Origin of the sequence: Pseudomonas sp. R28(2017) (genome assembly GCF_002112505.1) — a bacterium.
Lineage (GTDB): Bacteria > Pseudomonadota > Gammaproteobacteria > Pseudomonadales > Pseudomonadaceae > Aquipseudomonas.
Genome location: NZ_NEHW01000004.1, coordinates 54,143 through 74,394, shown reverse-complemented (window position 1 = coordinate 74,394; position 20,252 = coordinate 54,143). Strand labels below are relative to the sequence as shown.

At 63.4% G+C, this 20,252-nt stretch carries 20 protein-coding genes; 12 read left to right on the top strand and 8 right to left on the bottom strand.

Annotation, left to right across the window (positions count from 1 at the left end; translation table 11 throughout):
* Positions 1 to 46: 46 nt before the first annotated feature.
* The 3 genes from folM to CAF78_RS08340 are packed head-to-tail and all read left to right on the top strand — an operon-like array spanning position 47 to position 1,379.
* On the top strand, positions 47 to 739 hold the full coding sequence (folM, locus tag CAF78_RS08350; RefSeq protein WP_085674990.1) for a dihydromonapterin reductase: 693 nt from the start codon (positions 47 to 49) through the stop codon (positions 737 to 739).
* A 9-nt stretch (positions 740 to 748) separates the two neighbouring features.
* Positions 749 to 1,045 carry a DUF1244 domain-containing protein gene (locus tag CAF78_RS08345; RefSeq protein ID WP_054884724.1) on the top strand — a complete coding sequence of 99 codons (297 nt, stop codon included), beginning with the start codon at positions 749 to 751 and terminating at the stop codon, positions 1,043 to 1,045.
* Complete coding sequence (locus CAF78_RS08340; RefSeq protein ID WP_085674989.1) at positions 1,038 to 1,379, top strand: HopJ type III effector protein; 342 nt, start codon at positions 1,038 to 1,040, stop codon at positions 1,377 to 1,379. The genes CAF78_RS08345 and CAF78_RS08340 overlap by 8 nt, the downstream gene beginning before the upstream one ends.
* Positions 1,380 to 1,506: 127 nt before the next feature.
* Here the strand turns inward: CAF78_RS08340 and CAF78_RS08335 are convergent, their stop codons facing one another.
* The 3 genes from CAF78_RS08335 to CAF78_RS08325 all read right to left on the bottom strand — a co-directional run bounded on the left by CAF78_RS08335 (position 1,507) and on the right by CAF78_RS08325 (position 4,698).
* Positions 1,507 to 2,421: an alpha/beta fold hydrolase gene (locus CAF78_RS08335; RefSeq protein WP_085674988.1), complete on the bottom strand. Its 915-nt coding sequence runs from the start codon at positions 2,419 to 2,421 to the stop codon at positions 1,507 to 1,509.
* A 78-nt stretch (positions 2,422 to 2,499) separates the two neighbouring features.
* A complete protein-coding gene (fabV, locus tag CAF78_RS08330; protein WP_085674987.1) occupies positions 2,500 to 3,711 on the bottom strand; it encodes an enoyl-ACP reductase FabV in 1,212 nt (403 codons plus the stop codon).
* Positions 3,712 to 3,840: 129 nt separating this feature from the next.
* Positions 3,841 to 4,698 carry a LysR substrate-binding domain-containing protein gene (locus tag CAF78_RS08325; RefSeq protein WP_085674986.1) on the bottom strand — a complete coding sequence of 286 codons (858 nt, stop codon included), beginning with the start codon at positions 4,696 to 4,698 and terminating at the stop codon, positions 3,841 to 3,843.
* Between the two features lie 135 nt (positions 4,699 to 4,833).
* Between CAF78_RS08325 and CAF78_RS08320 the strand changes: the two genes are divergently transcribed.
* The 4 genes from CAF78_RS08320 to CAF78_RS08305 are packed head-to-tail and all read left to right on the top strand — an operon-like array spanning position 4,834 to position 8,968.
* Complete coding sequence (locus CAF78_RS08320; protein WP_085674985.1) at positions 4,834 to 5,874, top strand: agmatine/peptidylarginine deiminase; 1,041 nt, start codon at positions 4,834 to 4,836, stop codon at positions 5,872 to 5,874.
* On the top strand, positions 5,871 to 6,767 hold the full coding sequence (aguB, locus tag CAF78_RS08315; RefSeq protein ID WP_085674984.1) for an N-carbamoylputrescine amidase: 897 nt from the start codon (positions 5,871 to 5,873) through the stop codon (positions 6,765 to 6,767). Before CAF78_RS08320 ends, aguB begins: the two co-directional genes overlap by 4 nt.
* Before the next feature lie 2 nt (positions 6,768 to 6,769).
* Positions 6,770 to 7,855 (top strand): extracellular solute-binding protein, encoded by a 1,086-nt coding sequence (locus tag CAF78_RS08310; protein ID WP_085674983.1) that lies wholly within the window; start codon positions 6,770 to 6,772, stop codon positions 7,853 to 7,855.
* A gap of 3 nt (positions 7,856 to 7,858) precedes the next feature.
* Positions 7,859 to 8,968 (top strand): agmatine/peptidylarginine deiminase, encoded by a 1,110-nt coding sequence (locus tag CAF78_RS08305; RefSeq protein ID WP_085674982.1) that lies wholly within the window; start codon positions 7,859 to 7,861, stop codon positions 8,966 to 8,968.
* A gap of 78 nt (positions 8,969 to 9,046) precedes the next feature.
* On the opposite strand, the gene CAF78_RS08300 is transcribed toward CAF78_RS08305, so the two are convergent.
* Positions 9,047 to 9,316 carry a PepSY domain-containing protein gene (locus CAF78_RS08300; RefSeq protein WP_085674981.1) on the bottom strand — a complete coding sequence of 90 codons (270 nt, stop codon included), beginning with the start codon at positions 9,314 to 9,316 and terminating at the stop codon, positions 9,047 to 9,049.
* A gap of 187 nt (positions 9,317 to 9,503) precedes the next feature.
* On the opposite strand from CAF78_RS08300, the gene CAF78_RS08295 reads away from it, so the two are divergent.
* Entirely contained in the window at positions 9,504 to 10,682 is a 1,179-nt protein-coding gene (locus CAF78_RS08295; protein ID WP_085675284.1) for an acetyl-CoA C-acetyltransferase, read from the top strand.
* On the opposite strand, the gene CAF78_RS08290 is transcribed toward CAF78_RS08295, so the two are convergent.
* Positions 10,683 to 11,492: a 5-methyltetrahydropteroyltriglutamate--homocysteine methyltransferase gene (locus CAF78_RS08290; protein ID WP_085674980.1), complete on the bottom strand. Its 810-nt coding sequence runs from the start codon at positions 11,490 to 11,492 to the stop codon at positions 10,683 to 10,685.
* A gap of 228 nt (positions 11,493 to 11,720) precedes the next feature.
* Here CAF78_RS08290 and CAF78_RS08285 point away from each other — a divergent pair, with 228 nt between their 5' ends.
* Positions 11,721 to 13,208 carry a methylenetetrahydrofolate reductase C-terminal domain-containing protein gene (locus CAF78_RS08285; RefSeq protein ID WP_085674979.1) on the top strand — a complete coding sequence of 496 codons (1,488 nt, stop codon included), beginning with the start codon at positions 11,721 to 11,723 and terminating at the stop codon, positions 13,206 to 13,208.
* On the opposite strand, the gene yjiA is transcribed toward CAF78_RS08285, so the two are convergent.
* The 3 genes from yjiA to CAF78_RS08270 form a co-directional block, all read right to left on the bottom strand.
* Complete coding sequence (gene yjiA / locus CAF78_RS08280) at positions 13,168 to 14,145, bottom strand: GTPase (RefSeq protein ID WP_085674978.1); 978 nt, start codon at positions 14,143 to 14,145, stop codon at positions 13,168 to 13,170. The genes CAF78_RS08285 and yjiA overlap by 41 nt on opposite strands.
* Positions 14,146 to 14,223: 78 nt before the next feature.
* Positions 14,224 to 14,421, bottom strand: a complete 198-nt coding sequence (locus CAF78_RS08275) for a YbdD/YjiX family protein (protein WP_085674977.1) — start codon at positions 14,419 to 14,421, stop codon at positions 14,224 to 14,226.
* A 13-nt stretch (positions 14,422 to 14,434) separates the two neighbouring features.
* Complete coding sequence (locus tag CAF78_RS08270) at positions 14,435 to 16,501, bottom strand: carbon starvation CstA family protein (protein WP_085674976.1); 2,067 nt, start codon at positions 16,499 to 16,501, stop codon at positions 14,435 to 14,437.
* A gap of 364 nt (positions 16,502 to 16,865) precedes the next feature.
* Here CAF78_RS08270 and CAF78_RS08265 point away from each other — a divergent pair, with 364 nt between their 5' ends.
* The 3 genes from CAF78_RS08265 to CAF78_RS08255 all read left to right on the top strand — a co-directional run bounded on the left by CAF78_RS08265 (position 16,866) and on the right by CAF78_RS08255 (position 20,215).
* The gene (locus tag CAF78_RS08265; protein ID WP_085674975.1) at positions 16,866 to 17,993 is read left to right on the top strand and encodes a lytic polysaccharide monooxygenase; all 1,128 of its coding nucleotides are present in this window, start codon (positions 16,866 to 16,868) and stop codon (positions 17,991 to 17,993) included.
* 75 nt (positions 17,994 to 18,068) lie between these two features.
* Positions 18,069 to 18,434 carry a PilZ domain-containing protein gene (locus tag CAF78_RS08260; RefSeq protein WP_085674974.1) on the top strand — a complete coding sequence of 122 codons (366 nt, stop codon included), beginning with the start codon at positions 18,069 to 18,071 and terminating at the stop codon, positions 18,432 to 18,434.
* Between the two features lie 263 nt (positions 18,435 to 18,697).
* Positions 18,698 to 20,215, top strand: a complete 1,518-nt coding sequence (locus tag CAF78_RS08255) for a nucleobase:cation symporter-2 family protein (RefSeq protein WP_085674973.1) — start codon at positions 18,698 to 18,700, stop codon at positions 20,213 to 20,215.
* The last annotated feature ends 37 nt before the right edge of the window (positions 20,216 to 20,252 follow it).

Sequence of the window (20,252 nt, the reverse complement as noted above, 5' to 3'; positions counted from 1 at the left end):
GTATGCTGGGCGGCAACGACAGGACAGACAAGTTGACCGCCCGCACATGAACAGCCCAATTCTCGTCACCGGCGCCAGCCAGCGCGTCGGGCTGGCCCTGGCCCTCGAACTGGCTCAGGCCGGCCATACGGTAGTCAGTGCCAGCCGCAGCCGCCAGCCGCAGGCCGCGCATCCGAACATCGTGCAGTTCCAGGCCGACCTCTGCCGCAGAGCCGACCGTGAAGCGTTGATCGACCACCTGCAGCGCAACTACGACGGCCTGCGCGCTATCATCCACAACGCCTCGCTGTGGCTCGACGATGACCTGGACAACCTCGAGACCATGTTCCGCCTGCACGTCGAAGCGCCGTACCACCTCAACCTGGCCCTCGGCGAGCTGCTGAACAAGGTCGACAAGGCCGACATCATCCACATCTGCGACGAAACGTCCTCGCGCGGCAGCAAAGGCCACATCGGCTACGCCGCGACCAAGGCCGCGCTGCAGAACATGGTGCTGTCATTCGCCGAAAAGTACGCGCCGAAGGTGCACGTCAACGGTATCCTGCCAGGCCTGCTGATCCTCAAGGAAGGCGGTGACGAGGCCTATCGCCAGCAGACCCTTAAAAAGGCCCTGCTGGAATTCGAACCCGGCGCCGGGCCACTGATCGAGACGGTGAAATACCTGCTCGCCAGCCAGTACAGCACCGGCAGCCAGGTGGTCATCAACGGTGGCCGCCACCTGAAGAACCGCATGATCTGAGAGACTGCCATGACTGAGCAACAACAGCTCGAACTTGAAGCCGCCGCGTTCCGGCGCCTGGTCGAACACCTGCAGAAACGCACCGACGTGCAGAACATCGACCTGATGAACCTCTCCGGCTTCTGCCGCAACTGCCTGTCCAAGTGGTACAAGGCCGCCGCTGACGAGCGCCAGGTCGACATCAGCCTGGATGACGCCCGCGAAGCGGTGTACGGCATGCCCTACGCCGAGTGGAAAGCCCAATACCAGAAAGAAGCCAGCGCCGAGCAGCAAGCGGCGTTTGAACAAGGAAAACCTCGTGACTGACCTGAACACCCTGCGCAGCAGCCTGGCCAGCGGCCAACACCTCTTCGCCGACACCCTGGCATTCATCGCCGGCAACTACAGCTACCAGCCCCAGGCCTTCCACAACGGTGGCGTGGAGAATGCTGCCGGGCAGAACGAAGGCTCGTGCAAGACCCTGGGCCTGGCCCTGCTCGAAGGCCTGAGCGACCAAGAAGCGCTGCTGGCCTTCGGCGAGCACTACCGCGACGTGCTGGCCACGCCTGAGGGCAGTGACCATGGCAACATCCGTGCGCTGATCAAGCACGGGCTGGCCAGTGTGAAGTTCGCCGAGCTGCCGCTTTCGCGCAACGCTTGAGATTGCTGGGGCTGCTTCGCAGCCCTATCGCCGGCAAGCCAGCTCCCACACCGAACGCATGGAACCTGAGCCCTGCGCCATACTTGTGAGAGCCCGCTTGCCGGCGATGAGGCCGGTGCAGGCAGCATCAGCTCATGATCCTTCCGGGCTCCCCGCCCTCCAATCCCCCCTCCTGCAACCACTGCAACGCAATCGGCCACAGGCTTTCGCGAAAGCGGTCATGGAAAAATGCGAAATGGCCAATCTCATCAACCGAGATATCCACAGGCGCAATCCGCAAATGCTGCCGCTGCGCCGCTGGCAGATACCCCAACAAACGCTCGGTCGCCGCCACCGTGCCGAACGGATCGTCCGTCAGGCTGATGGCCAAGGTTGCAGCTTGCACCTGGGCGAATGGCAGTGCCGACAGGCCGCGCCCGCTCGGGCGCTGCTCATAGCGCGGCGTGCGCGTGGTCCAGTCACGCACGACACCGGCCGGGGTATCTTCCAGCCAACCCAGGCGCTTGCCGGGGAAGTAACCGAAGGCGCGGGTCAGCAGCGGCATTACCACATGCCACTTGCCGAACAGCCGCCAGCGCTGATCGGCGGCATAGTCGCGCCAGTAGGCGAACTGCGCGCCGACCATCACCACTCGCCGAATCTGCCCGGCCGAGGGTGCCAGGCCCACGGCGCAGCCACCGAAACTGTGGCCCACCACGTCCACCGGCTGGCCGGGAAAATGCTCGGCGGCGTGCGCCAGCATGGCTTCGAAATCCAGCCTGCCCCAATCGCTCCACGAAGCCTGGAAGCCGCGCAGCGAGCGCGGGCGCGGGCGCGACTCACCAATACCGCGATAGTCGTAGGTCAGCACATCGCAACCCTGGGCGAACAGGTAGTCGGCAAAGCGCGAGTAGTAGCGGCAGCGCACCGAAGTGGCCGCATTGATGATCACCAGCGGGCGCCGGGTGTCGGCTTGGGCGTGACGCCAGCAGAAGCCGCCGAGGCTGTAGCCGTCGGCAGTGGCCTGGCGAAAGACGGTGGCGGGTTGGGTGAGGCTGCTCATGGCGCACTTCCTGTTGTTGTGCGCCAAAACTAGCAAAAAAAATGGGGGCCTGTATCGGCCCCCATCTTTTACCTCGACTTACAGCTCGATGCAGTCGAACTTCACATCGGTGGCCACGTCTTCGTCGTAGTTGACGTCAGCGCGCTCGAAGCCGAACAGGTTGAGGAACTGCTTCTTGTAACCGGCGTAGTCGGTCAGTTCGAACAGGTTCTCGGTGGTCACTTGTGGCCACATGGCCTTGCACGCGTCCTGCACGTCGTCGCGCAGTTCCCAGTCGTCCAGGCGCAGGCGGGCTTTTTCGTCCACTTCGGCCGGGGCGCCATCGGCGCGGTACATGCGGTCACGGAACATGCGGTCCAGTTGGTCCTGGGTGCCTTCGTGAACGCCTTTTTCCTGCATGATCTTGAAGACCATCGACAGGTACAGCGGCATCACCGGGATGGCCGAGCTGGCCTGGGTGACCACCGACTTCAGCACCGCCACGTTGGCGCCGCCCTTCACTTCACCGGCCAGTTTCTTGTCCAGGCGCAGCGCGGTTTCGTCCAGGTCCTGCTTGGCCTGGCCCAGGGCGCCGTGCCAGTAGATCGGCCAGGTGATCTCGGTGCCGATGTAGCTGAAGGCCACGGTGCGTGCGCCTTCGGCCAGCACGTCGGCGCCAGCCAGGGCATCGATCCACAGCTGCCAGTCCTGGCCGCCCATGACGGTGACGGTGTCGGCGATTTCCTGCTCGGTGGCCGGCTCGATGCTGGCCTCGATGATGGTGTCCTTGTTGGTGTCGATGGCAGTCGACTTGTACGGCTGGCCGATCGGCTTCAGTGCGGAACGGATCAGTTCACCAGTCTGCGGCAGCTTGCGCACGGGCGAAGCCAGCGAGTAGATGACCAGGTCGACCTTGCCGCCCATTTCGTTCTTGATCAGTTCGATGACCTTGGCGCGGGCTTCGTCGGAGAAGGCGTCACCATTGATCGACTTGCTGTACAGGCCCTCGGCCTTGGCGAACTTGTCGAAGGCGGCAGCGTTGTACCAGCCGGCGGTACCGGCCTTGGTTTCGGTGCCTGGCTTTTCGAAGAACACGCCCAGGGTGTCGGCCTTGAAGCCGAAGGCCGCAGTGATGCGGGCTGCCAGGCCGTAGCCGCTGGAGGCGCCGATGACCAGGACCTTCTTCGGGCCATCCTCGCGCACGCCCAGCTTGCGGGTGGCTTCGATCTGGTCACGGACGTTGAGCTCGCAGCCCTTCGGGTGAGTCGTGGTGCAGATGAAACCGCGAACCTTAGGATGAATGATGGCCAATGTCTGTACCTCGTCAGGTTTATGCCGGGGAAACGCCGCAGGGGCGATTCCGATTGATCAGAGGGTGAGACTACCCCCGCAGGTTATCCGACACATATTACGGGGTGTTTGAGGGGATTCAAACGCCGGTCATGGCTGCAACTCACTGCGCAGCCAACCCAGAAACTGCCGGGCCAGCGGATCGTCCTGGCTGTCCCGGTGTACCAGGCAGGCCCAGGCCGGCCCACGCACCCGTTGCGCAGACAGCGCCTGCAGGCGCCCTTCTTCCACCGCCCGCTGCGCCAGCAACTGGCTGACCAGGGCAACGCCCAGCCCCTCGCTCGCGGCATCCAGCAACAGCCCAGGGTCGGAAAAATTCAGCCCCTTGCCCTGCTGCCCCACATCCTCGCCGCCTTCCAGCTGCCAATGGCTCCAGTCCATTTCGCGCTCGCCGTGCAGGGTGGTGCGCAGTTGCTCGGGGGCTTGCAGCAACGAAGGGTGGCAGGCGGGGTACAGCGTGTCCTGGTGCAGCACGGTAAAGCTGCACTCGGCCTGGGCACTGAGGTCGTCACGGATGGCCAGGTCAATGGTTTCGCTGGCCATGTCCGGGACCTCGAAGCTGGTGAACAGCCACAGATCGACCTGCGGGCAACGCTGATGGAAATCGGCCAGGCGCGGCAGCAACCAGTGCCGGGCGAACGCCGGGCTGGTGTTGACCACCAGTTGATTGGGCTTGCGGTACTGGTCCAGGCGACGGATGCCGACCGCCAGGTGCTGCAGCAGCGACTGCGTGGTGCTGAGCAGGTCATGCCCGGCATCGGTCAGGCTGACGCTGCGGCCACTGCGGTGGAACAGTGGCTGTTCCAGGTAGGTTTCCAGGCTGCGAATCTGCTGGCTGATCGCCGACTGGGTGAGGTTCAGTGCTTCGGCGGCCTTGTGGAAGCTGCCAAGCCGCGCGGCGGCTTCAAAACCCCTGAGCGCGTTGAGCGGTGGCCAGTGTTTGAGCATGATCGATAAGCCTTGCTAATCAGATATGGGCTAAATCTATCGTTTGTCGCCACCACTTCATAGCCATAGCATGGACACCAACACCCGCGACGGCGGGCTTCGTTGATAAAAATCCTTAATAGATCGGAGTTCACTATGCACCTGTCCCTCGACAGCGGCTGGCGTATGCCTGCCGAATGGGCCCGCCACGCGGCAACCTGGATGGTCTGGCCACACAACCAGGCGCTGTGGGAAAGCGGCTGGCGCGTCAGCCTGGCCGATGTGCAGCGCGATTATGCTCGCGTGGCAGCCGCCATCGCTCGCTTCGAGCCGGTGAAGATGGTCGTCGATCCATCGGCCCTGCACAGTGCCCGCGCCCTGTGCGGCGCCAACATCGAACTGATCGAGCTGGCCGTGGACGACAGCTGGTGCCGAGACAGTGGCCCGAGCTTCATCTGCCACCCACAGCACGGCTTGGCCGGGCTGAGTTGGCGCTTCAATGCCTGGGGCGGGAAATCGCAACACAGCCAGGACCGCAGCCTCGGCCGACGCATCCTCGACCACCTGGGCCTGGGCGGTTTCAGCACCCCGTTGTGCAACGAAGGCGGCGCGATTCATGTCGATGGCGAAGGCACCCTGATCACCACCGAATCGGTGCTGCTCAACCCCAACCGCAACCCGGGTATCGACAAGGCAGACTTCGAAGCCTGCTTCGCCCGCCATCTGGGCATCAGCAAGACCATCTGGCTGCCCGGCGACCCGCAGTACGTCACGGGCGACATGACCGACGGCCATGTCGATGGCGTGTGCGCCTTCGCCCGCCCAGGTGTGCTGCTGGTCGATGCCACCCACGAGCATGGCTCGGTCTACGCCGAAGTGGTCCGCGAGAACCGCCGCGCACTGGAGCTCGCCACCGACGCCCAAGGCCGGCATTTCGAGCTGCTCGACCTGTTCGAGGCCAGCGCCGCCGTCGATCAGGACGCTGAAGTGTTCTGCGCGTCCTACACCAACTTCTACATCGCCAACGGCGCGATCATCATGCCGGCCTACGGCATCGCCGCCGACCAGGACGCCGCCGAACAACTTGCCCATGCCTTCCCGGGCCGCGAAATCGTGCCGGTGCGCATCGATGCCATCGCCCACGGCGGCGGCGGCATCCACTGCATCACCCAGCAGCAGCCGCAGGTGCAAGCATGAGCCTGCTGCGTATCGCCACCACCCAGATGCCCTGCAGCTGGAACCTGCCCGACAACCTGGACCGCGCCGAGCAACTGGTCCGCCAGGCCGCCGCCGATGGCGCGCAGGTGATCCTGCTGCAAGAGCTGTTCGCCACGCCCTACTTCTGCATCGAGCAGGACCACAAGCACCAGGCGCTGGCCGAACCTTACCCGAACAGCCCGATCCTCCAGCGTTTCGCCGCCCTGGCCGGCGAGCTGGGCGTGGTGCTGCCGCTGAGCTGGTACGAACAGGCCGGCAATGCCTTCTTCAACTCGCTGACCGTGGCCGATGCCGACGGCCAGTTGCTTGGGGTGTACCGCAAGACCCATATCCCCAACGCCATCGGCTACCAGGAGAAGGAGTACTTCAGCCCCGGCGACACCGGCTTCAAGGTCTGGGACACCGCCTTTGGCCGCCTGGGCATCGGCATCTGCTGGGACCAGTGGTTCCCCGAAACGGCCCGCTGCCTGGCGCTGATGGGCGCCGAGGTGCTGTTGTTCCCCACCGCCATCGGCTCCGAGCCCGGCTGCGCCGGGCTGGACTCGCGCGACCATTGGCAGGTCGCCATGCGCGGCCATGCCGCCGCCAACCTGTTGCCCGTGGTGGCCGCCAACCGCGTCGGTGTGGAAGTGGCCCAGAGCGATGAATCACTGAGCATGCGCTTCTACGGCTCATCGTTCATCTGCGACCACAAGGGCGCCATGCTCGCCGAAGCCGACCGCGACAGCAGCGGCATCTGGCTGCACGACCTGGACCTCGCACGCATGCGCGAAGACCGACTGAGCTGGGGCATCTACCGCGACCGCCGCCCGGAAATGTACGCCCCGTTGCTGACCCTGGACGGCAAGCACCCACACAACCTGAGGGCCTGAGCATGAAACGCCACGTTATCGCTGCACTGGCCCTGGCCATTTGCGCCAGCCAGGCCCAGGCCGACCCGCCTACCCTGCGCCTGTACAACTGGGCAGATTACTTCGCTGAGGACACCCTCAAACAGTTCACCGCCGAAACCGGTATCCAGGTGATCTATGACGTGATGGACGGCAGCGAGGTCCTCGAAGCCAAGCTGATGTCCGGGCGCAGTGGCTACGACCTGGTGTTCCCCGGCGACACCGTGGCAGAACGGCTGATGCGTGCCGGCAGCCTGCAGCCACTGGACCCCGGTCGCCTGGAGGCACTCGACGATATCGAGCCCGGCCTGCGCAAGCTGCACGCGCAATACCCCAAGGCCAGCCAGGCGACCGTGCCCTACACCTGGGGCACCATCGGCCTGACCGCGAATGCCGACAAGGTCCGCCAGCGCATGCCCGATGCACCGCTGGAAAACCTCGACCTGCTGTTCAAACCGGAGCTGGCGGCCAAGTTCGCCGATTGCGGCATCTCGATGATCGACTCGCCTGACGAAGTACTGGCCGTGGTGCTCAATTATCTGGGCCGCGAACCGCGCAGCGCCAAGCGTGAAGACCTGGCCGCCGCCAGCGAGCTGCTCAAGGCGGTGCGCCCGTATATCCGCAAGTTCCAGTCGCAACCGGTGACCGAGCTGGTCAACGAGAACCTGTGCCTGTCGCTGGGCTACAGTGGTGACGTGGTCCAGGCCCAGCGCGCCGCCGACGCTGCCGGCAAGCACCTCGACTTCCAGTACCGGGTACCGCGCCAAGGCACCACGGTATGGATGGACACCATGGCCATCCCGGCCGATGCCCAGCACCCGGAATACGCCTATCGTTTCATCAACTTCGTCATGCGCCCGGCAAACATGGCCGCCATCAGCAACTTCACCGGCTACCCCACGGCCAGCGCCAAAGCGCGCCAGGCCGTGGACCCGCGCATGCGCGACAACCCCGACATCTACCTCGACGAAGCCACTTACGCCCGCCTGATCCCGGGCCGCGACATTCCACAGGCCGACATGCGAGCACGCATGCGTGTGTGGACCCGCTTCAAGACCGCACAGGACTAAGCCATGCCCAGCCGTAGAACCTTCCTGCAACTGTCACTGGTCACAGGCCTGGGTGCCGGCCTTGGCCTGCCGCTGGGCCTGGCCCGCGCCGAGGAGCCCGGGCGCTGGTTCATGCCCGACGAAGGCGAGCCGCAGCAGCGTGCGTTCATCGCCTTTGGTGCCCAGAAAGCCATTTGGGAGGACTTCACCGCCGACGTGCAAGCTGCCCAGGGCCGCATCGCCCAGGCCATCGCCCGCTACCAGCCAGTGACCGTCTTCTGCCGCCCCGCTGAACGCGAACTGGCCGAACGGCACTGCGCCAGCCCCAACACCCAGTTCGTCGAATGCAACCTGGACGACATCTGGATGCGCGACATCGGCGCCAACTTCGTCGTCGACGATGACGGTGCCCTCGCTACGGTCGACTTCAACTTCAATGGCTGGGGCAACAAGCAACGCCACCGCAACGACGCGCAGCTGGCCAGGCGCGTCGCCACCCTGGCTGGCGCCCGCTATCAGCGCAGCGAGCTGGTGGGCGAAGGCGGCGCCATCGAGGTGGACGGCCATGGCACCGGCATCATGACCGAGAGCAGCTGGGTCAATGCCAACCGCAACCCGGGCTGGAGCAAGGCCGACGTCGAGGCAGAGCTCAAGGCACGCCTGGGGTTGAGCAAGATCATCTGGCTGCCGGGAATCGCCGGGGAAGACATCACTGACGGGCATGTGGATTTCTATGCCCGCTTCGTGCGCCCGGGGGTGGTGATCGCCAACCTGGACAACGACCCGGATTCCTATGATCACGCGGTGACGCGCAAGCACCTGGCGATACTCAAGCAAGCCACCGATGCCGAAGGCAGGCGTTTGCAGGTACATGTGGTATCACCGCCCATGCAGGGGCGGCGCAACAGGTTCAGCCAGGGCAATAGCGACTTTGCAGCGGGGTATATCAACTACTTCGTGATCAACGGCGCGGTGATCGCACCGCAGTTCGGTGATGCACAGGCCGATGAAAAGGCCCGGGCGTTGCTGGCCGTGCTGTATCCGGGGCGGGCTATCGTGCAGCTGGATATCGATGCGATTGCGGCCGGAGGTGGAGGTATTCATTGCGTCACCCACCAGTGCCCGGCTGTGTGAAGGCCGCCAGGTGCATGTCGACAGAAGTTCGGCGCCTGCGACATGCACCTTGCGCAATACCCAGCGTTGCGGCTGGCATCAGTAGCCTTCTACTTCGCTCTTGACCGCCTTGCCGGTAACCGGGTCATGGTAGATCTCGACCTTCTTGCCGTCCTTGTCGACACCATAGATCTCGTAGCAGTTGCCTTTGGTGACCTTGAACTTGTCGATCTTGTAGCCCTGCTCCTTGAGCTGGGCCTGGAACTTTTCCGGATCTTGCCAGGTGCTTTTGTCGGCCGTGGTGCATTGGGTGGCGGCGAAGGTCGAGCCGCTGGCAATCAGCAAAGCGAGGGGAACGAGAATACGCATGGCGATACGCTCCAATCAGTTGAGAGGAACAACACTGTGCGAGGCATGACCCCTTGAGCTTAGCTCAACGGCCGGGGCGCCTCATTGATTTGCTTTTCACATCAATCTCAAAGAAAAACAAACTTAACAAATGAACCAAACCCGCCGATGCTGGCAGCACTACGCCCATTGCCCGGAGAACAACAACATGAACGACGTGGTCATCGTCGCCGCAACCCGTACCGCCATCGGCAGCTTCCAGGGAGCCCTGGCCACTGTGCCTGCCGTCGACCTCGGTGCGGCGGTGATCAAGCAGCTGCTGGAGCAGACCCAGCTGGACCCGGCCCTGGTCGATGAAGTGATCCTCGGCCAGGTGCTCACCGCCGGTGCCGGGCAGAACCCGGCGCGCCAGGCGGCGATCAAGGCCGGCCTGCCCTACAGCGTGCCGGCGCTGACTCTGAACAAGGTCTGCGGCTCGGGCCTGAAGGCCCTGCACCTGGCGGCCCAGGCGATCCGCTGCGGTGACGCCGAGGTGGTGATCGCCGGCGGCCAGGAGAACATGAGCCTGGCCCCGTACGTGATGCCTTCGGCACGCACTGGCCAGCGCATGGGCCATGGGCAGCTGATCGACAGCATGATCAGCGACGGCCTGTGGGATGCCTTCAACGACTACCACATGGGCATCACCGCCGAAAACCTGGTGGACAAGTACGGCCTCAGCCGCGAGCAGCAGGACGCCTTCGCCGCCGAGTCGCAGCGCAAGGCCGTCGCGGCGATCGAAGCAGGCCGCTTCAAGGACGAGATCACCCCGATCGTGATGCCGCAGAAGAAAGGCGAACCGAAAGTCTTCGACCGTGATGAGCAACCCCGTCCGGACACCACCGCCGAATCGCTGGCCAAGCTGCGCCCGGCGTTCAGGAAAGACGGCAGCGTCACCGCCGGTAACGCCTCCAGCCTCAACGACGGCGCCGCCGCAGTGCTGCTGATGAGCGCCAGCAAGGCTCACGCCCTGGGGCTGCCGGTGCTGGCGAAGATTGCCGGTTATGCCAGTGCGGGGGTAGACCCGGCGATCATGGGCATTGGCCCGGTGTCGGCGACCCAGCGTTGCCTGGACAAGGCCGGCTGGCAGCTGGCTGACCTTGATCTGATCGAAGCCAACGAAGCCTTTGCCGCACAGGCGCTGGCGGTGGGCAAGGCACTGGAGTGGGATGCCGGCAAGGTCAACGTCAATGGCGGGGCGATTGCCCTGGGGCATCCGATTGGCGCTTCCGGCTGCCGGGTGCTGGTGACCTTGCTGCACGAAATGATCAAGCGTGATGCCAAAAAAGGGCTGGCCACCTTGTGCATTGGTGGTGGTCAAGGGGTCGCACTGGCGATCAAGCGTTGATCAGGCAGTAGCGCGCAACTCGCGGGCAGCCGCGTCATTGACGCCCTTGGCCAGCAGCGCGACTTCCTGGCACTTGTGCACGGCCTGCTCCACCGGGCTGTGCAGTAACGGGCAGGCTGTGGCCACCCACAGCCGATCGCCCAGACGGTCGTGGGCATCGCGCAGCAGGGCCAGGGTATTTTCCTGGTCGCATGGCGAGGCGTTGCGGCCGTCGACCAGGCCGAGCGACAGCACCTTGTAGGCCGGTATGCGGTCGAGGACGGTCTGATACTGATCGGGGGCCTGTACCAGGTCGATGTGCAGGCCATCGACCGGCAGGTTGACGGCCAGGCCGAGGTTGCCTTCCAGGCCACCGAAGTAGCTGGCGATCAGCTTCTTCAGCGGTGCACGCTGAAGGATGTTATAGACACGTTCGAAAGCGTTTTTCCAATCCTGCGGCAGTTCCTGGGCCAGGATCGGCTCATCGATCTGCACCCATTCGGCCCCCAGGGCAGCCAGGCGGTTCAGGCCCAGGTCATACAGCGGCAGCAGGCGTTCCAACTCGTCGAGGTCGGCGTTGCCTTTGCTGGCCTGCCACAGGTAGGTCAAAGGGCCGATCACCACCGGCTTGACTGCATGGCCCAAAGCCATGGCTTCAGTCACTTCGTCGAACAGCTGCTCCCAGCATTGCGCAAACGGCTGGTCGCACCAGGCGAAATCGCCAACTGGCAGCAGCTCGATGCCCGCGTCTTTCTGCACTTGCCAATGGCGGGCACGCAGCTCGCGATCACTGCCAAAGCGTGGAAAGCCCAGGTTGTGTGCCAGTGCCATGTCTTGTCCCTCAGAATTCTGAAAAAAGTACCGAAATGAATGAGGGCATTTTCCGGCCGGCGAGCCCCTGAGACAAACTCATAAAATTTGAGATGAACTCAAGAATTGCTCATGATGCCGACCAACCTGAATGTCTTGTTCAGAGCAGCACCCTACGTATTCAGACATGAGCCCGACCGATAACCTGCCGCACAATGCCAACCTGACTACGCCAGGTGCCCTTGAGCCATGAGCCTGCTGAAAGCCGCGCTGCGCGAAAAACACTTCGTTTGCGTCATGGAATTCGTCCCCAAGCCCTCGGCGGAACGTTTCGCCGCGATGGAGGCGATCATGGCCCGCGGCCAAGTGTGCGGCTGGCCCATGACCGTCGCCATCGGCGACCGCGTGGGCAGCCCGCTGGACATGTCGCCGCTGGATGCCCTCGCCTCCTTCAGCACCCCGCTCCCGGCCTTGCCGCACTTCTCTGGCAAGGATCGCGAGCGCCATCATCTTCTGGCCCAGCTGCAGCGCATGGATGCCGCCGGCCTCAACCAGTTGCTGCTGCTCACCGGTGACCGATTGCCCGGCCACCAGCCCGGTGAGCGCCCGGTGCGCTACCTGGAGTCGGTCGCGGCCTTGCTGATTGCGCGCCAGGCCTGCCCCCACTGGTTGCTGGGCGCGGCACTGAACCCGTTCAAGTACCACGAGGAAGAAGGCGGCGCACAGTACTTCAAGGCTGAGAAAAAACTCGCCGCCGGCGCCGACTTCCTGACCCTGCAGCTGGGCTTCGATGCCAGCAAGCACCAGGAAGCCATGCGCTGGATGCAGCGCCAGGCTTCGCCCAAACCGATGCTGGCCTGCCTGATGAGCCTGACCCACGGCCGCGCGACGATGCTCGAACAGGTGGCGGGGGTCACCGTGTCGCCCTCGATGCGCGACATGCTCGAAGCCGAGAGCAAAGTGTCCAAGGCCTTTGCCCAGGCGCGCAGCGTCGACCGCCTGGCCTTGCAGATCATCGGTGTGAAGCTGATGGGGTATGCGGGCGTGCACCTGTCGGGCATTCACGAGCTCAAGCAGTTGCTGGCGCTGGAGGAACGCTTGCAGCACTGGCAGGCGCAGATCCACTCACTGGAGCATTGGGCGCCCGCCTGGGCCGACAGCTGGCAGATGCCAGGCCTGCCCATCGTTGCGTTCCATCCGCCGCAGGGCAACTGGCGCCAGGGTGAAGCGACCGTCAGTGCCTCGGGCAAGGAGAAAATCCGCTACCACCTGCTGCACGCCGCCCATTCGCTGCTGTTCAGCCGCACCCACTGGCTCAGCAAGGCGTTCGGTTGGGCCGTGCGTCAGCCACTCTGGGCAACCAGGCGTGGGGCCCGGGTGCTGCACGGGCTGGAGCGGGCGGTCAAACGGCCGCTGACAGGCTGCGACACCTGCGGCCGCTGCCGCCTGGAAGACACCCTCTACACCTGCCCGGAAACCTGCCCCAAAGGCCTGGCCAATGGCCCTTGCGGTGGCACGGCACTGAACCGCTGCGAGTTTGGCGACCGCGAGTGCATCCATAGCGCCAAGTACCGCATTGCCAAGGCCGTGCAGCAAACCGCCGTGCTCACCGAGCGACTGATCCCGTGCATCGAGGTCGAGACACGCCACCGCAGCTCCTGGCCGCAGTGGTTCGAGGCCCAGTCGCCGCGCCAGCTCAGCCCGCAGCCAGCGCCTCGAACCCAGCCCGAATCTTAGCTTCGGGTAGTTCATCGGCGATGAACACCATCACGCTCTCGCGGTGCTCGCCTGCTGCCCATTCGGCATCCCAGTCGAAGCCGTAGAGCTTGAGTACGCCCTGGAACACCAGGCGACGGTCCTCGCCGGCAATGTTCAGCACACCCTTGTAGCGCAGCAACTGCTTGCCATGCTCTTCCAGCAGTTCGTTCATGAAGTCGCTGAGGCGATCGATGTCCAGCGCGGTCTCGGTGCGCAGCACCAGGGTGGAAATCCGGTCCGGCGTGGCCGGCTTGTGCACCGGGCGCAGGCTTGGTTTGAGGTTGGCGCCCAGGTCCGGGTTCAGGTTGAAACCGCGCACATCGAGCAACTCGGCCAAATCGATACGGCCATGCTCGACCACCCGGATCGCCGCCCGCCCATTGATCCGCGCCAGGCGCTCGCGCAAGGCCTCCACCGCGGCCGGCTCGACCAGGTCGGTCTTGCTCAGCAGCAGGCGATCGGCAAAACCGACCTGGGCCTGAGCGATGGTCTGGGTCAGGTGCACCTCGGCGTGGGCGGCATCGACCAGGGTGATGATGCCGTCGAGGATGTAGCGGTCGCGCAGGTCTTCGTCGACGAAGAAGGTCTGCGCAACTGGCGCCGGGTCGGCCAGGCCAGTGCACTCGATCACCAGGCGGTCGAAGGCGATCTCGCCGGCGTCCAGGCGCTCGAGCAGCAGGTGCAGGGCACGGGTCAGGTCGCCATGGATGCTGCAGCACACGCAGCCGTTGGCCAGGGTCATCACCTGTACCGGCTCGTCACCCAGCAGCTGGCTGTCGATACCGGCCTCGCTGAACTCGTTCTCGATCACGGCGATCTTCAGCCCGTGCTCGGCCTTGAGCATGTGCTTGAGCAGCGTGGTCTTGCCGGCACCGAGAAAGCCGGTAAGAACGGTAACGGGAATTGGCGTCTGCACGCAGAAATCTCCTGAAGCTGAAAATGAGTGTGGGAGGCCGGTTGCCCGGCCTCCCACAGGTTCACGCAAGTTGCAGGTTCAACAGCACTTGGGCCCGGACTTGCCACCGTAACGTGCTTCCTGGCGTTCGCGGAAGAACGCCTCGTACGTCATCACCGGCTTGTCCGGGTGCTTCGTCTGCATGTGCTCGACATAGTTGTCGTAGTCGGGCATGCCGACCATCAGGCGGGCTGCCTGCCCCAGGTATTTACCCAGTCGACCCAGGTCGTTGAACATCACTGCAGTCCTCTCAAGCGTCAGGCAGGGCCTGGAACGGGGTTTCCTTGTCGGTGCGCTCTTTGCGGCCGAGGGCGGCGTAGCCGACCTTGAGGGCGAAGAACAGCACACTGAACACCACCAGCAGGAACAGAATGGTCAGGCCGGCGTTGGTGTAGGCGTTGAAGATCACGTGCTGCATCTGCCCGATGTCCTTGGCCGGGGCCAGTACCTGGCCGGCGTCCAGCGCGGTGCTGTACTTCTTGGCCAGGGCCAGGAAGCCGACGGCCGGGTTCGGGTCGAACAGCTTGATCAGGCCCGCCGCGGTGGTGCAGATCAGCAGCCAGGCAGCCGGCAGCAGGGTGACCCAGATGTAGCGCTCGCGCTTCATCTTGATCAGCACCACGGTGCCGAGCATCAGGGCGATACCGGCCAGCATCTGGTTGGAGATGCCGAACAGCGGCCACAGGGTGTTGATGCCGCCCAGCGGGTCGATCACGCCCTGGTACAGCAGGTAGCCCCACAGCGCCACGCAACCGGCGGTGCCGATCAGGTTGGCAGTCCACGACTCGGTGCGCTTGAGGGCCGGCACGAAGCTGCCCAGCAGGTCCTGCAGCATGAAGCGACCGGCACGGGTACCGGCGTCCACCGCGGTGAGGATAAACAGCGCCTCGAACAGGATCGCGAAGTGGTACCAGAAGGCCATGGTGTTCTCACCCGGCAGCACCTGGTGCAGGATCTGCGCGATACCCACCGCCAGGGTCGGTGCACCACCGGCCCGGGCCAGCACGGTGTGCTCGCCGATGTCGCGGGCCACCGCTTCGAGCTGCTCAGGGGTGATCATGAAGCCCCAGCTGCTGACCGTTTGCGCCACCGAAGCCACGTCGGCACCGACCACGGCGGCCGGGCTGTTCATGGCGAAGTACACGCCCGGCTCGATAACCGAGGCGGCGACCATGGCCATGATGGCGACGAACGATTCCATCAGCATGCCGCCGTAGCCGATGTAGCGGGCGTTGGCTTCGTTGTCCAGCAGCTTCGGCGTGGTCCCCGAGGAGATCAGCGCATGGAAACCGGACACCGCGCCGCAGGCGATGGTGATGAACAGGAACGGGAACAGGGTGCCTTTCCACACCGGGCCGGTACCGTCGGTGAACTGGGTCAGTGCCGGCATTTTCAGCTCGGGCATGGTCACCAGGATGCCGATGGCCAGGGCGATGATGGTGCCGATCTTGAGGAAGGTCGACAGGTAGTCACGCGGCGCCAGCACCAGCCAGACCGGCAGCACGGCGGCAACGAAACCATAACCCACCAGCATCCAGGTGATCTGCACGCCGGTGAAGGTGAACGCCGGGCCCCAGACCGGATCGGCAGCGATTTGGCCCCCCAGCCAGATCGACGCCAGCAGCAGGACCACGCCCACCACCGAGATCTCGCCGATGCGGCCCGGGCGGATGTAGCGCATGTAGATGCCCATGAACATCGCGATCGGGATGGTCGCCATCACCGTGAACATGCCCCATGGGCTCTCGGCCAGGGCCTTGACCACGATCAGCGCCAGCACCGCGAGGATGATGATCATGATCAGGAAGCAGCCGAACAGGGCGATGGTGCCAGGAATGCGGCCCATCTCTTCGCGCACCATGTCGCCCAGCGAGCGGCCGTTGCGGCGGGTGGACAGGAACAGGACCATGAAGTCCTGCACCGCACCGGCCAGCACCACGCCGGCGATCAGCCACAGCGTGCCGGGCAGGTAGCCCATCTGCGCGGCGAGTACCGGGCCGACCAGGGGCCCGGCGCCAGCAATGGCGGCGAAGTGGTGACCGAAGAGGATGTGTTTGTTGGTCGGAACATAGTCCAGGCCATCGTTGTTGAGCACCGCGGGGGTGGCTCGGCGAGGGTCGAGTTGCATCACCTTGGTGGCGATGAACAGGCTGTAGTAACGGTAGGCGACCAGGTAGATGGCCACCGCAGCGACCACGATCCACAAGGCATTGATCGCCTCGCCGCGACGCAGGGCGACGACACCCAGCGCGCAGGCCCCTATGACCGCCAGCGCCAGCCACGGGATGTGGCGTAGCAGGCTGTTATTGTTGTTCATGGCATGCTTCCAGCTAAGTGGTTGGAATAGACAGCCCTTTGAGTCTAGGGCTTGCTTGGCAGCTTTACCATATCGAATTGTGATCAGGTTCGGGCGCCATGACCCGCGCTAGAGCGGCGAGGGCCCTGCACAGCAGATTTTTTACGATCAGCCCCCATTCACCTGGCCCAAGCCCGCGAAAGCAACGTGCAGCGCTTGCCTTCTGCAGCCACTGACACTGCCGGGAATTGCTCTAGAACACCTGGCAATATTGTCAGTTGTGCTGCGAGCGGGTCCGCTATTCAATATTCCTGTCAGTTCAGCCAAGTCAATAATCCTGACAAGCAGTTTGGCATTCTCAAACTTCAATCGACAGGAACTTGTTATGTCACTGAATAAGCATGCCCGCACGCGTGACCCACAAGCGATCAGCTGGAAAGTTTCGCCAAAACATGGCGCCGTCGCGTCACCTGCCTCTCGCGCCTACTTTGCCGAAAAACAAGGTCTTATCGAGGGTAACCTGCAATACGGCATTGAATGGGGCAAGTTTTTCCCTGCCGTGGTCGGCGGTCTGCAAGACCCGTACGCACCTACGGACTCCACAAATATTGCGCCACCGGTCGATGGCAAGATCGCCAGCGGTGAAAGGCCCATGGCAGCCTATCTGGACAGAACTGACATCGACTGGCAAAAACATAAAGTGTATGGGGGCGAGGCGCTAGACTTTGTTTGGGAGTTTTCAGCACGCCACAAGTACCGTCGTTTCAACTACTTTATTACTCGCGTGGGCTGGGACCCAAGCCAACCGCTGTCACGTGCACAATTCGAAGCCGAACCATTTGCGACGTTCCTGAATACCCGAAAACCCCACTGGGCATATACCGATGAAGAAATGTGGCCGGCCAATCCCACTACGCATACACTGACCCTGCCAATGCGAGAAGGCTATTATGTCTTGCTGGGCGTATGGGAAATTGCCGAAACCGACAAAGCGTTCTACCAGGTAATCGATCTGGACTTCTTGCCAGGTGGCGAACAACCCGAAGGCCCGGAGGCACCCACCGAACTGCACGACATGGGCACGACCGAAACTTCAGTAGACCTGATGTGGGCTCACCCAGCGAACAGTGCAGCGATTGTTGGCTATTTCATTTATCGAGATGGTAATCAGGTCGGCTGCGTGCCTGTTACCCAACGTACGTTCACCGATGACAACCTCACGCCCGACTCCAGCTACCGATACACCGTCAAGGCTTTTGACGCGGAGCATCGACTCTCAGCTTCGAGCAATGTGCATAATGCACGCACGAAACCCAGTGAGGGCGGTGGTGAGTATGAGGACTGGAAGCTTAATGAAACTTACACCACCGGTCAGATCGTCCGTCACAATCAATCACTGTGGCAGTGCCTGGCCAGCCATCCCGCCCTTGTAGAAAGCTGGGCCCCTGGGGCAGCGGATGGCTTCACGCTGTGGAAGGCATATGGCCGCAAACGCATAAGCATCAACCGCTAGGCCTTCCAACATTCGGCGCACAACTGTGTTGGCCATGGCTGGTCTATAGTCAGTGCAACTGACGAGGGGCCTGCCATGACCACTTCTGCCGACGACCGCCGCCGTTTCCAGCGCATCGATTTCGACGCCCCTACCGAACTGCGCCAGGGCGATCGCCGCTGGCCGGTGAAGCTGCTGGACCTGTCGCTCAAGGGTCTGCTGATCGAGCGCCCCTCCCCTTGGGACGCCGACCTGACCCAGGATTTCGATGCGATCATCCACCTCGACCGCAATGTCCGCGTGCAGATGCAGGTGGAACTGCGCCACGAAGAAGCCACCCGCCTGGGCTTCATCTGCCTCTATATCGACGTCGAATCGATGACCCACCTGCACCGTCTTGTGGAACTGAACGTGGCCGACAGCACCGAAATGATGCGTGAGCTGCGCGAACTGATCGAATAATGGAATCTCTTAGCTAGCTAACAGCATCCCCACGGACTGTTTCTTGTCTACCCAGACAGCTTTCTGCCTGGGTATCAGCACGTTGTACACACCCTTCTAGCACAGCCTCTGACAACTTGGTACGCGATCTGCATTAGCACCTTGCACACATTGCAAGGCCAGCTGTTCGCGCTCCGATCAAAATATTGTATACAATTTATGTAGCAATCATTTGTAGGAAATGTCTACAGTAGTGCCACAACAATAAACAGAGAGCCTGCTCCATGACTACGTCCCCTAGCACGTCTCCCGCCCAGCGCCCCGAGGATGAAAACCTCGGGCTGGGTGCCAACCTGGCCTATGGTCTGCAGCATGTGCTGACCATGTATGGCGGGATCGTCGCGGTACCCCTGATCCTGGGCCAGGCAGCCGGCCTCAACGGTGCCGAGATCGGCATGCTGATCGCCGCTTCACTGTTTGCCGGTGGCCTTGCCACCTTGCTGCAGACGCTGGGCATTCCGTTCTTCGGTTGCCAGTTGCCGCTGGTGCAGGGCGTTTCGTTTGCCGGCGTGGCGACCATGGGCGCCATTCTCAGCAGCGAGGGTGGGGGCGGCCTGCCTGGCGTGCTCGGCGCGGTCATGGCAGCGTCGGTGATCGGCTTTCTGATCACCCCGGTGTTCTCGCGCATCACCAAGTTCTTCCCGCCACTGGTGACCGGCATCGTCATCACCACCATCGGCCTGACCCTGATGCCGGTTGCCGCGCGCTGGGTGATGGGCGGCAACAGCGCGTCGCCGGAGTTCGGCAGCGTGGCCAACATCGGCCTGGCTGCACTGACCTTCGCCATCGTCCTGGTGCTGAGCAAGCTCGGTAGCGCGACCATCTCGCGCCTGTCGATCCTGCTGGCCATGGTGGTCGGCACGCTGATCGCCTGGGCGCTGGGCATGACCGATTTCAGCAAGGTCGGCCAGGGCCCGATGTTCGCCTTCCCCACCCCGTTCCACTTCGGCATGCCGGAATTCCACATCGCCGCGATCCTGTCGATGTGCATCGTGATCATGGTGACCCTGGTGGAAACCTCGGCCGACATCCTTGCCGTGGGTGAGATCATCGACACCAAGGTCGACTCCAAACGCCTGGGCAACGGCCTGCGCGCCGACATGGCATCGAGCATCCTGGCGCCAATCTTCGGCTCGTTCACCCAGAGCGCCTTCGCCCAGAACGTCGGCCTGGTGGCCGTGACCGGGGTCAAGAGCCGCTACGTGGTGGCCACCGGTGGCGTGATCCTGGTGGTACTCGGCCTGCTGCCGGTGATGGGCCGTGTGATTGCCGCCGTACCGACCCCGGTGCTGGGTGGTGCAGGCATCGTGCTGTTCGGCACCGTGGCCGCCAGCGGTATCCGCACCCTGTCGAAGGTCAACTACAAGAACAACGTCAACCTGATCATCGTCGCCGCCTCGCTGGGCTTCGGCATGATCCCGATCGCGGCGCCGACCTTCTACCACAACTTCCCCAACTGGTTCGAAACCATCTTCCACTCGGGCATCAGCTCGGCGGCCATCATGGCCATCCTGCTGAACCTGCTGTTCAACCACTTCAAGACGGGCAACTCGGAAAACCAGTCGGTATTCGCCGCGGCCTACGAACGCACCATCCAGTACTCGGACATCTCGTGCCTGCGCGATGGTGACTACTTCAAGGATGGCAAGCTATTCGATGCCGATGGCAACGAAGTGCCGGTCATGGAGCTGGACGAGCACGGCAACCAGGCGCCCAGGCGCAGTGCGGTTGCCGAACATTGACCGCTGACTGAGCAGTGAGGTGGGGGGAGCCGATGCG

What these genes read in the sequence shown, in the direction of transcription:
- CAF78_RS08265 (WP_085674975.1), top strand. Translation starts at nt 16,866, where the DNA reads ATGTCACTGAATAAGCATGCCCGCACGCGTGACCCACAAGCGATCAGC.
- CAF78_RS08290 (WP_085674980.1), bottom strand. Translation starts at nt 11,492, where the DNA reads ATGGCACTGGCACACAACCTGGGCTTTCCACGCTTTGGCAGTGATCGC.
- CAF78_RS08270 (WP_085674976.1), bottom strand. Translation starts at nt 16,501, where the DNA reads ATGAACAACAATAACAGCCTGCTACGCCACATCCCGTGGCTGGCGCTG.
- CAF78_RS08300 (WP_085674981.1), bottom strand. Translation starts at nt 9,316, where the DNA reads ATGCGTATTCTCGTTCCCCTCGCTTTGCTGATTGCCAGCGGCTCGACC.
- CAF78_RS08260 (WP_085674974.1), top strand. Translation starts at nt 18,069, where the DNA reads ATGACCACTTCTGCCGACGACCGCCGCCGTTTCCAGCGCATCGATTTC.
- CAF78_RS08325 (WP_085674986.1), bottom strand. Translation starts at nt 4,698, where the DNA reads ATGCTCAAACACTGGCCACCGCTCAACGCGCTCAGGGGTTTTGAAGCC.
- CAF78_RS08275 (WP_085674977.1), bottom strand. Translation starts at nt 14,421, where the DNA reads ATGTTCAACGACCTGGGTCGACTGGGTAAATACCTGGGGCAGGCAGCC.
- folM (WP_085674990.1), top strand. Translation starts at nt 47, where the DNA reads ATGAACAGCCCAATTCTCGTCACCGGCGCCAGCCAGCGCGTCGGGCTG.
- CAF78_RS08310 (WP_085674983.1), top strand. Translation starts at nt 6,770, where the DNA reads ATGAAACGCCACGTTATCGCTGCACTGGCCCTGGCCATTTGCGCCAGC.
- CAF78_RS08295 (WP_085675284.1), top strand. Translation starts at nt 9,504, where the DNA reads ATGAACGACGTGGTCATCGTCGCCGCAACCCGTACCGCCATCGGCAGC.
- CAF78_RS08345 (WP_054884724.1), top strand. Translation starts at nt 749, where the DNA reads ATGACTGAGCAACAACAGCTCGAACTTGAAGCCGCCGCGTTCCGGCGC.
- CAF78_RS08285 (WP_085674979.1), top strand. Translation starts at nt 11,721, where the DNA reads ATGAGCCTGCTGAAAGCCGCGCTGCGCGAAAAACACTTCGTTTGCGTC.
- CAF78_RS08305 (WP_085674982.1), top strand. Translation starts at nt 7,859, where the DNA reads ATGCCCAGCCGTAGAACCTTCCTGCAACTGTCACTGGTCACAGGCCTG.
- aguB (WP_085674984.1), top strand. Translation starts at nt 5,871, where the DNA reads ATGAGCCTGCTGCGTATCGCCACCACCCAGATGCCCTGCAGCTGGAAC.
- CAF78_RS08255 (WP_085674973.1), top strand. Translation starts at nt 18,698, where the DNA reads ATGACTACGTCCCCTAGCACGTCTCCCGCCCAGCGCCCCGAGGATGAA.
- CAF78_RS08335 (WP_085674988.1), bottom strand. Translation starts at nt 2,421, where the DNA reads ATGAGCAGCCTCACCCAACCCGCCACCGTCTTTCGCCAGGCCACTGCC.
- CAF78_RS08320 (WP_085674985.1), top strand. Translation starts at nt 4,834, where the DNA reads ATGCACCTGTCCCTCGACAGCGGCTGGCGTATGCCTGCCGAATGGGCC.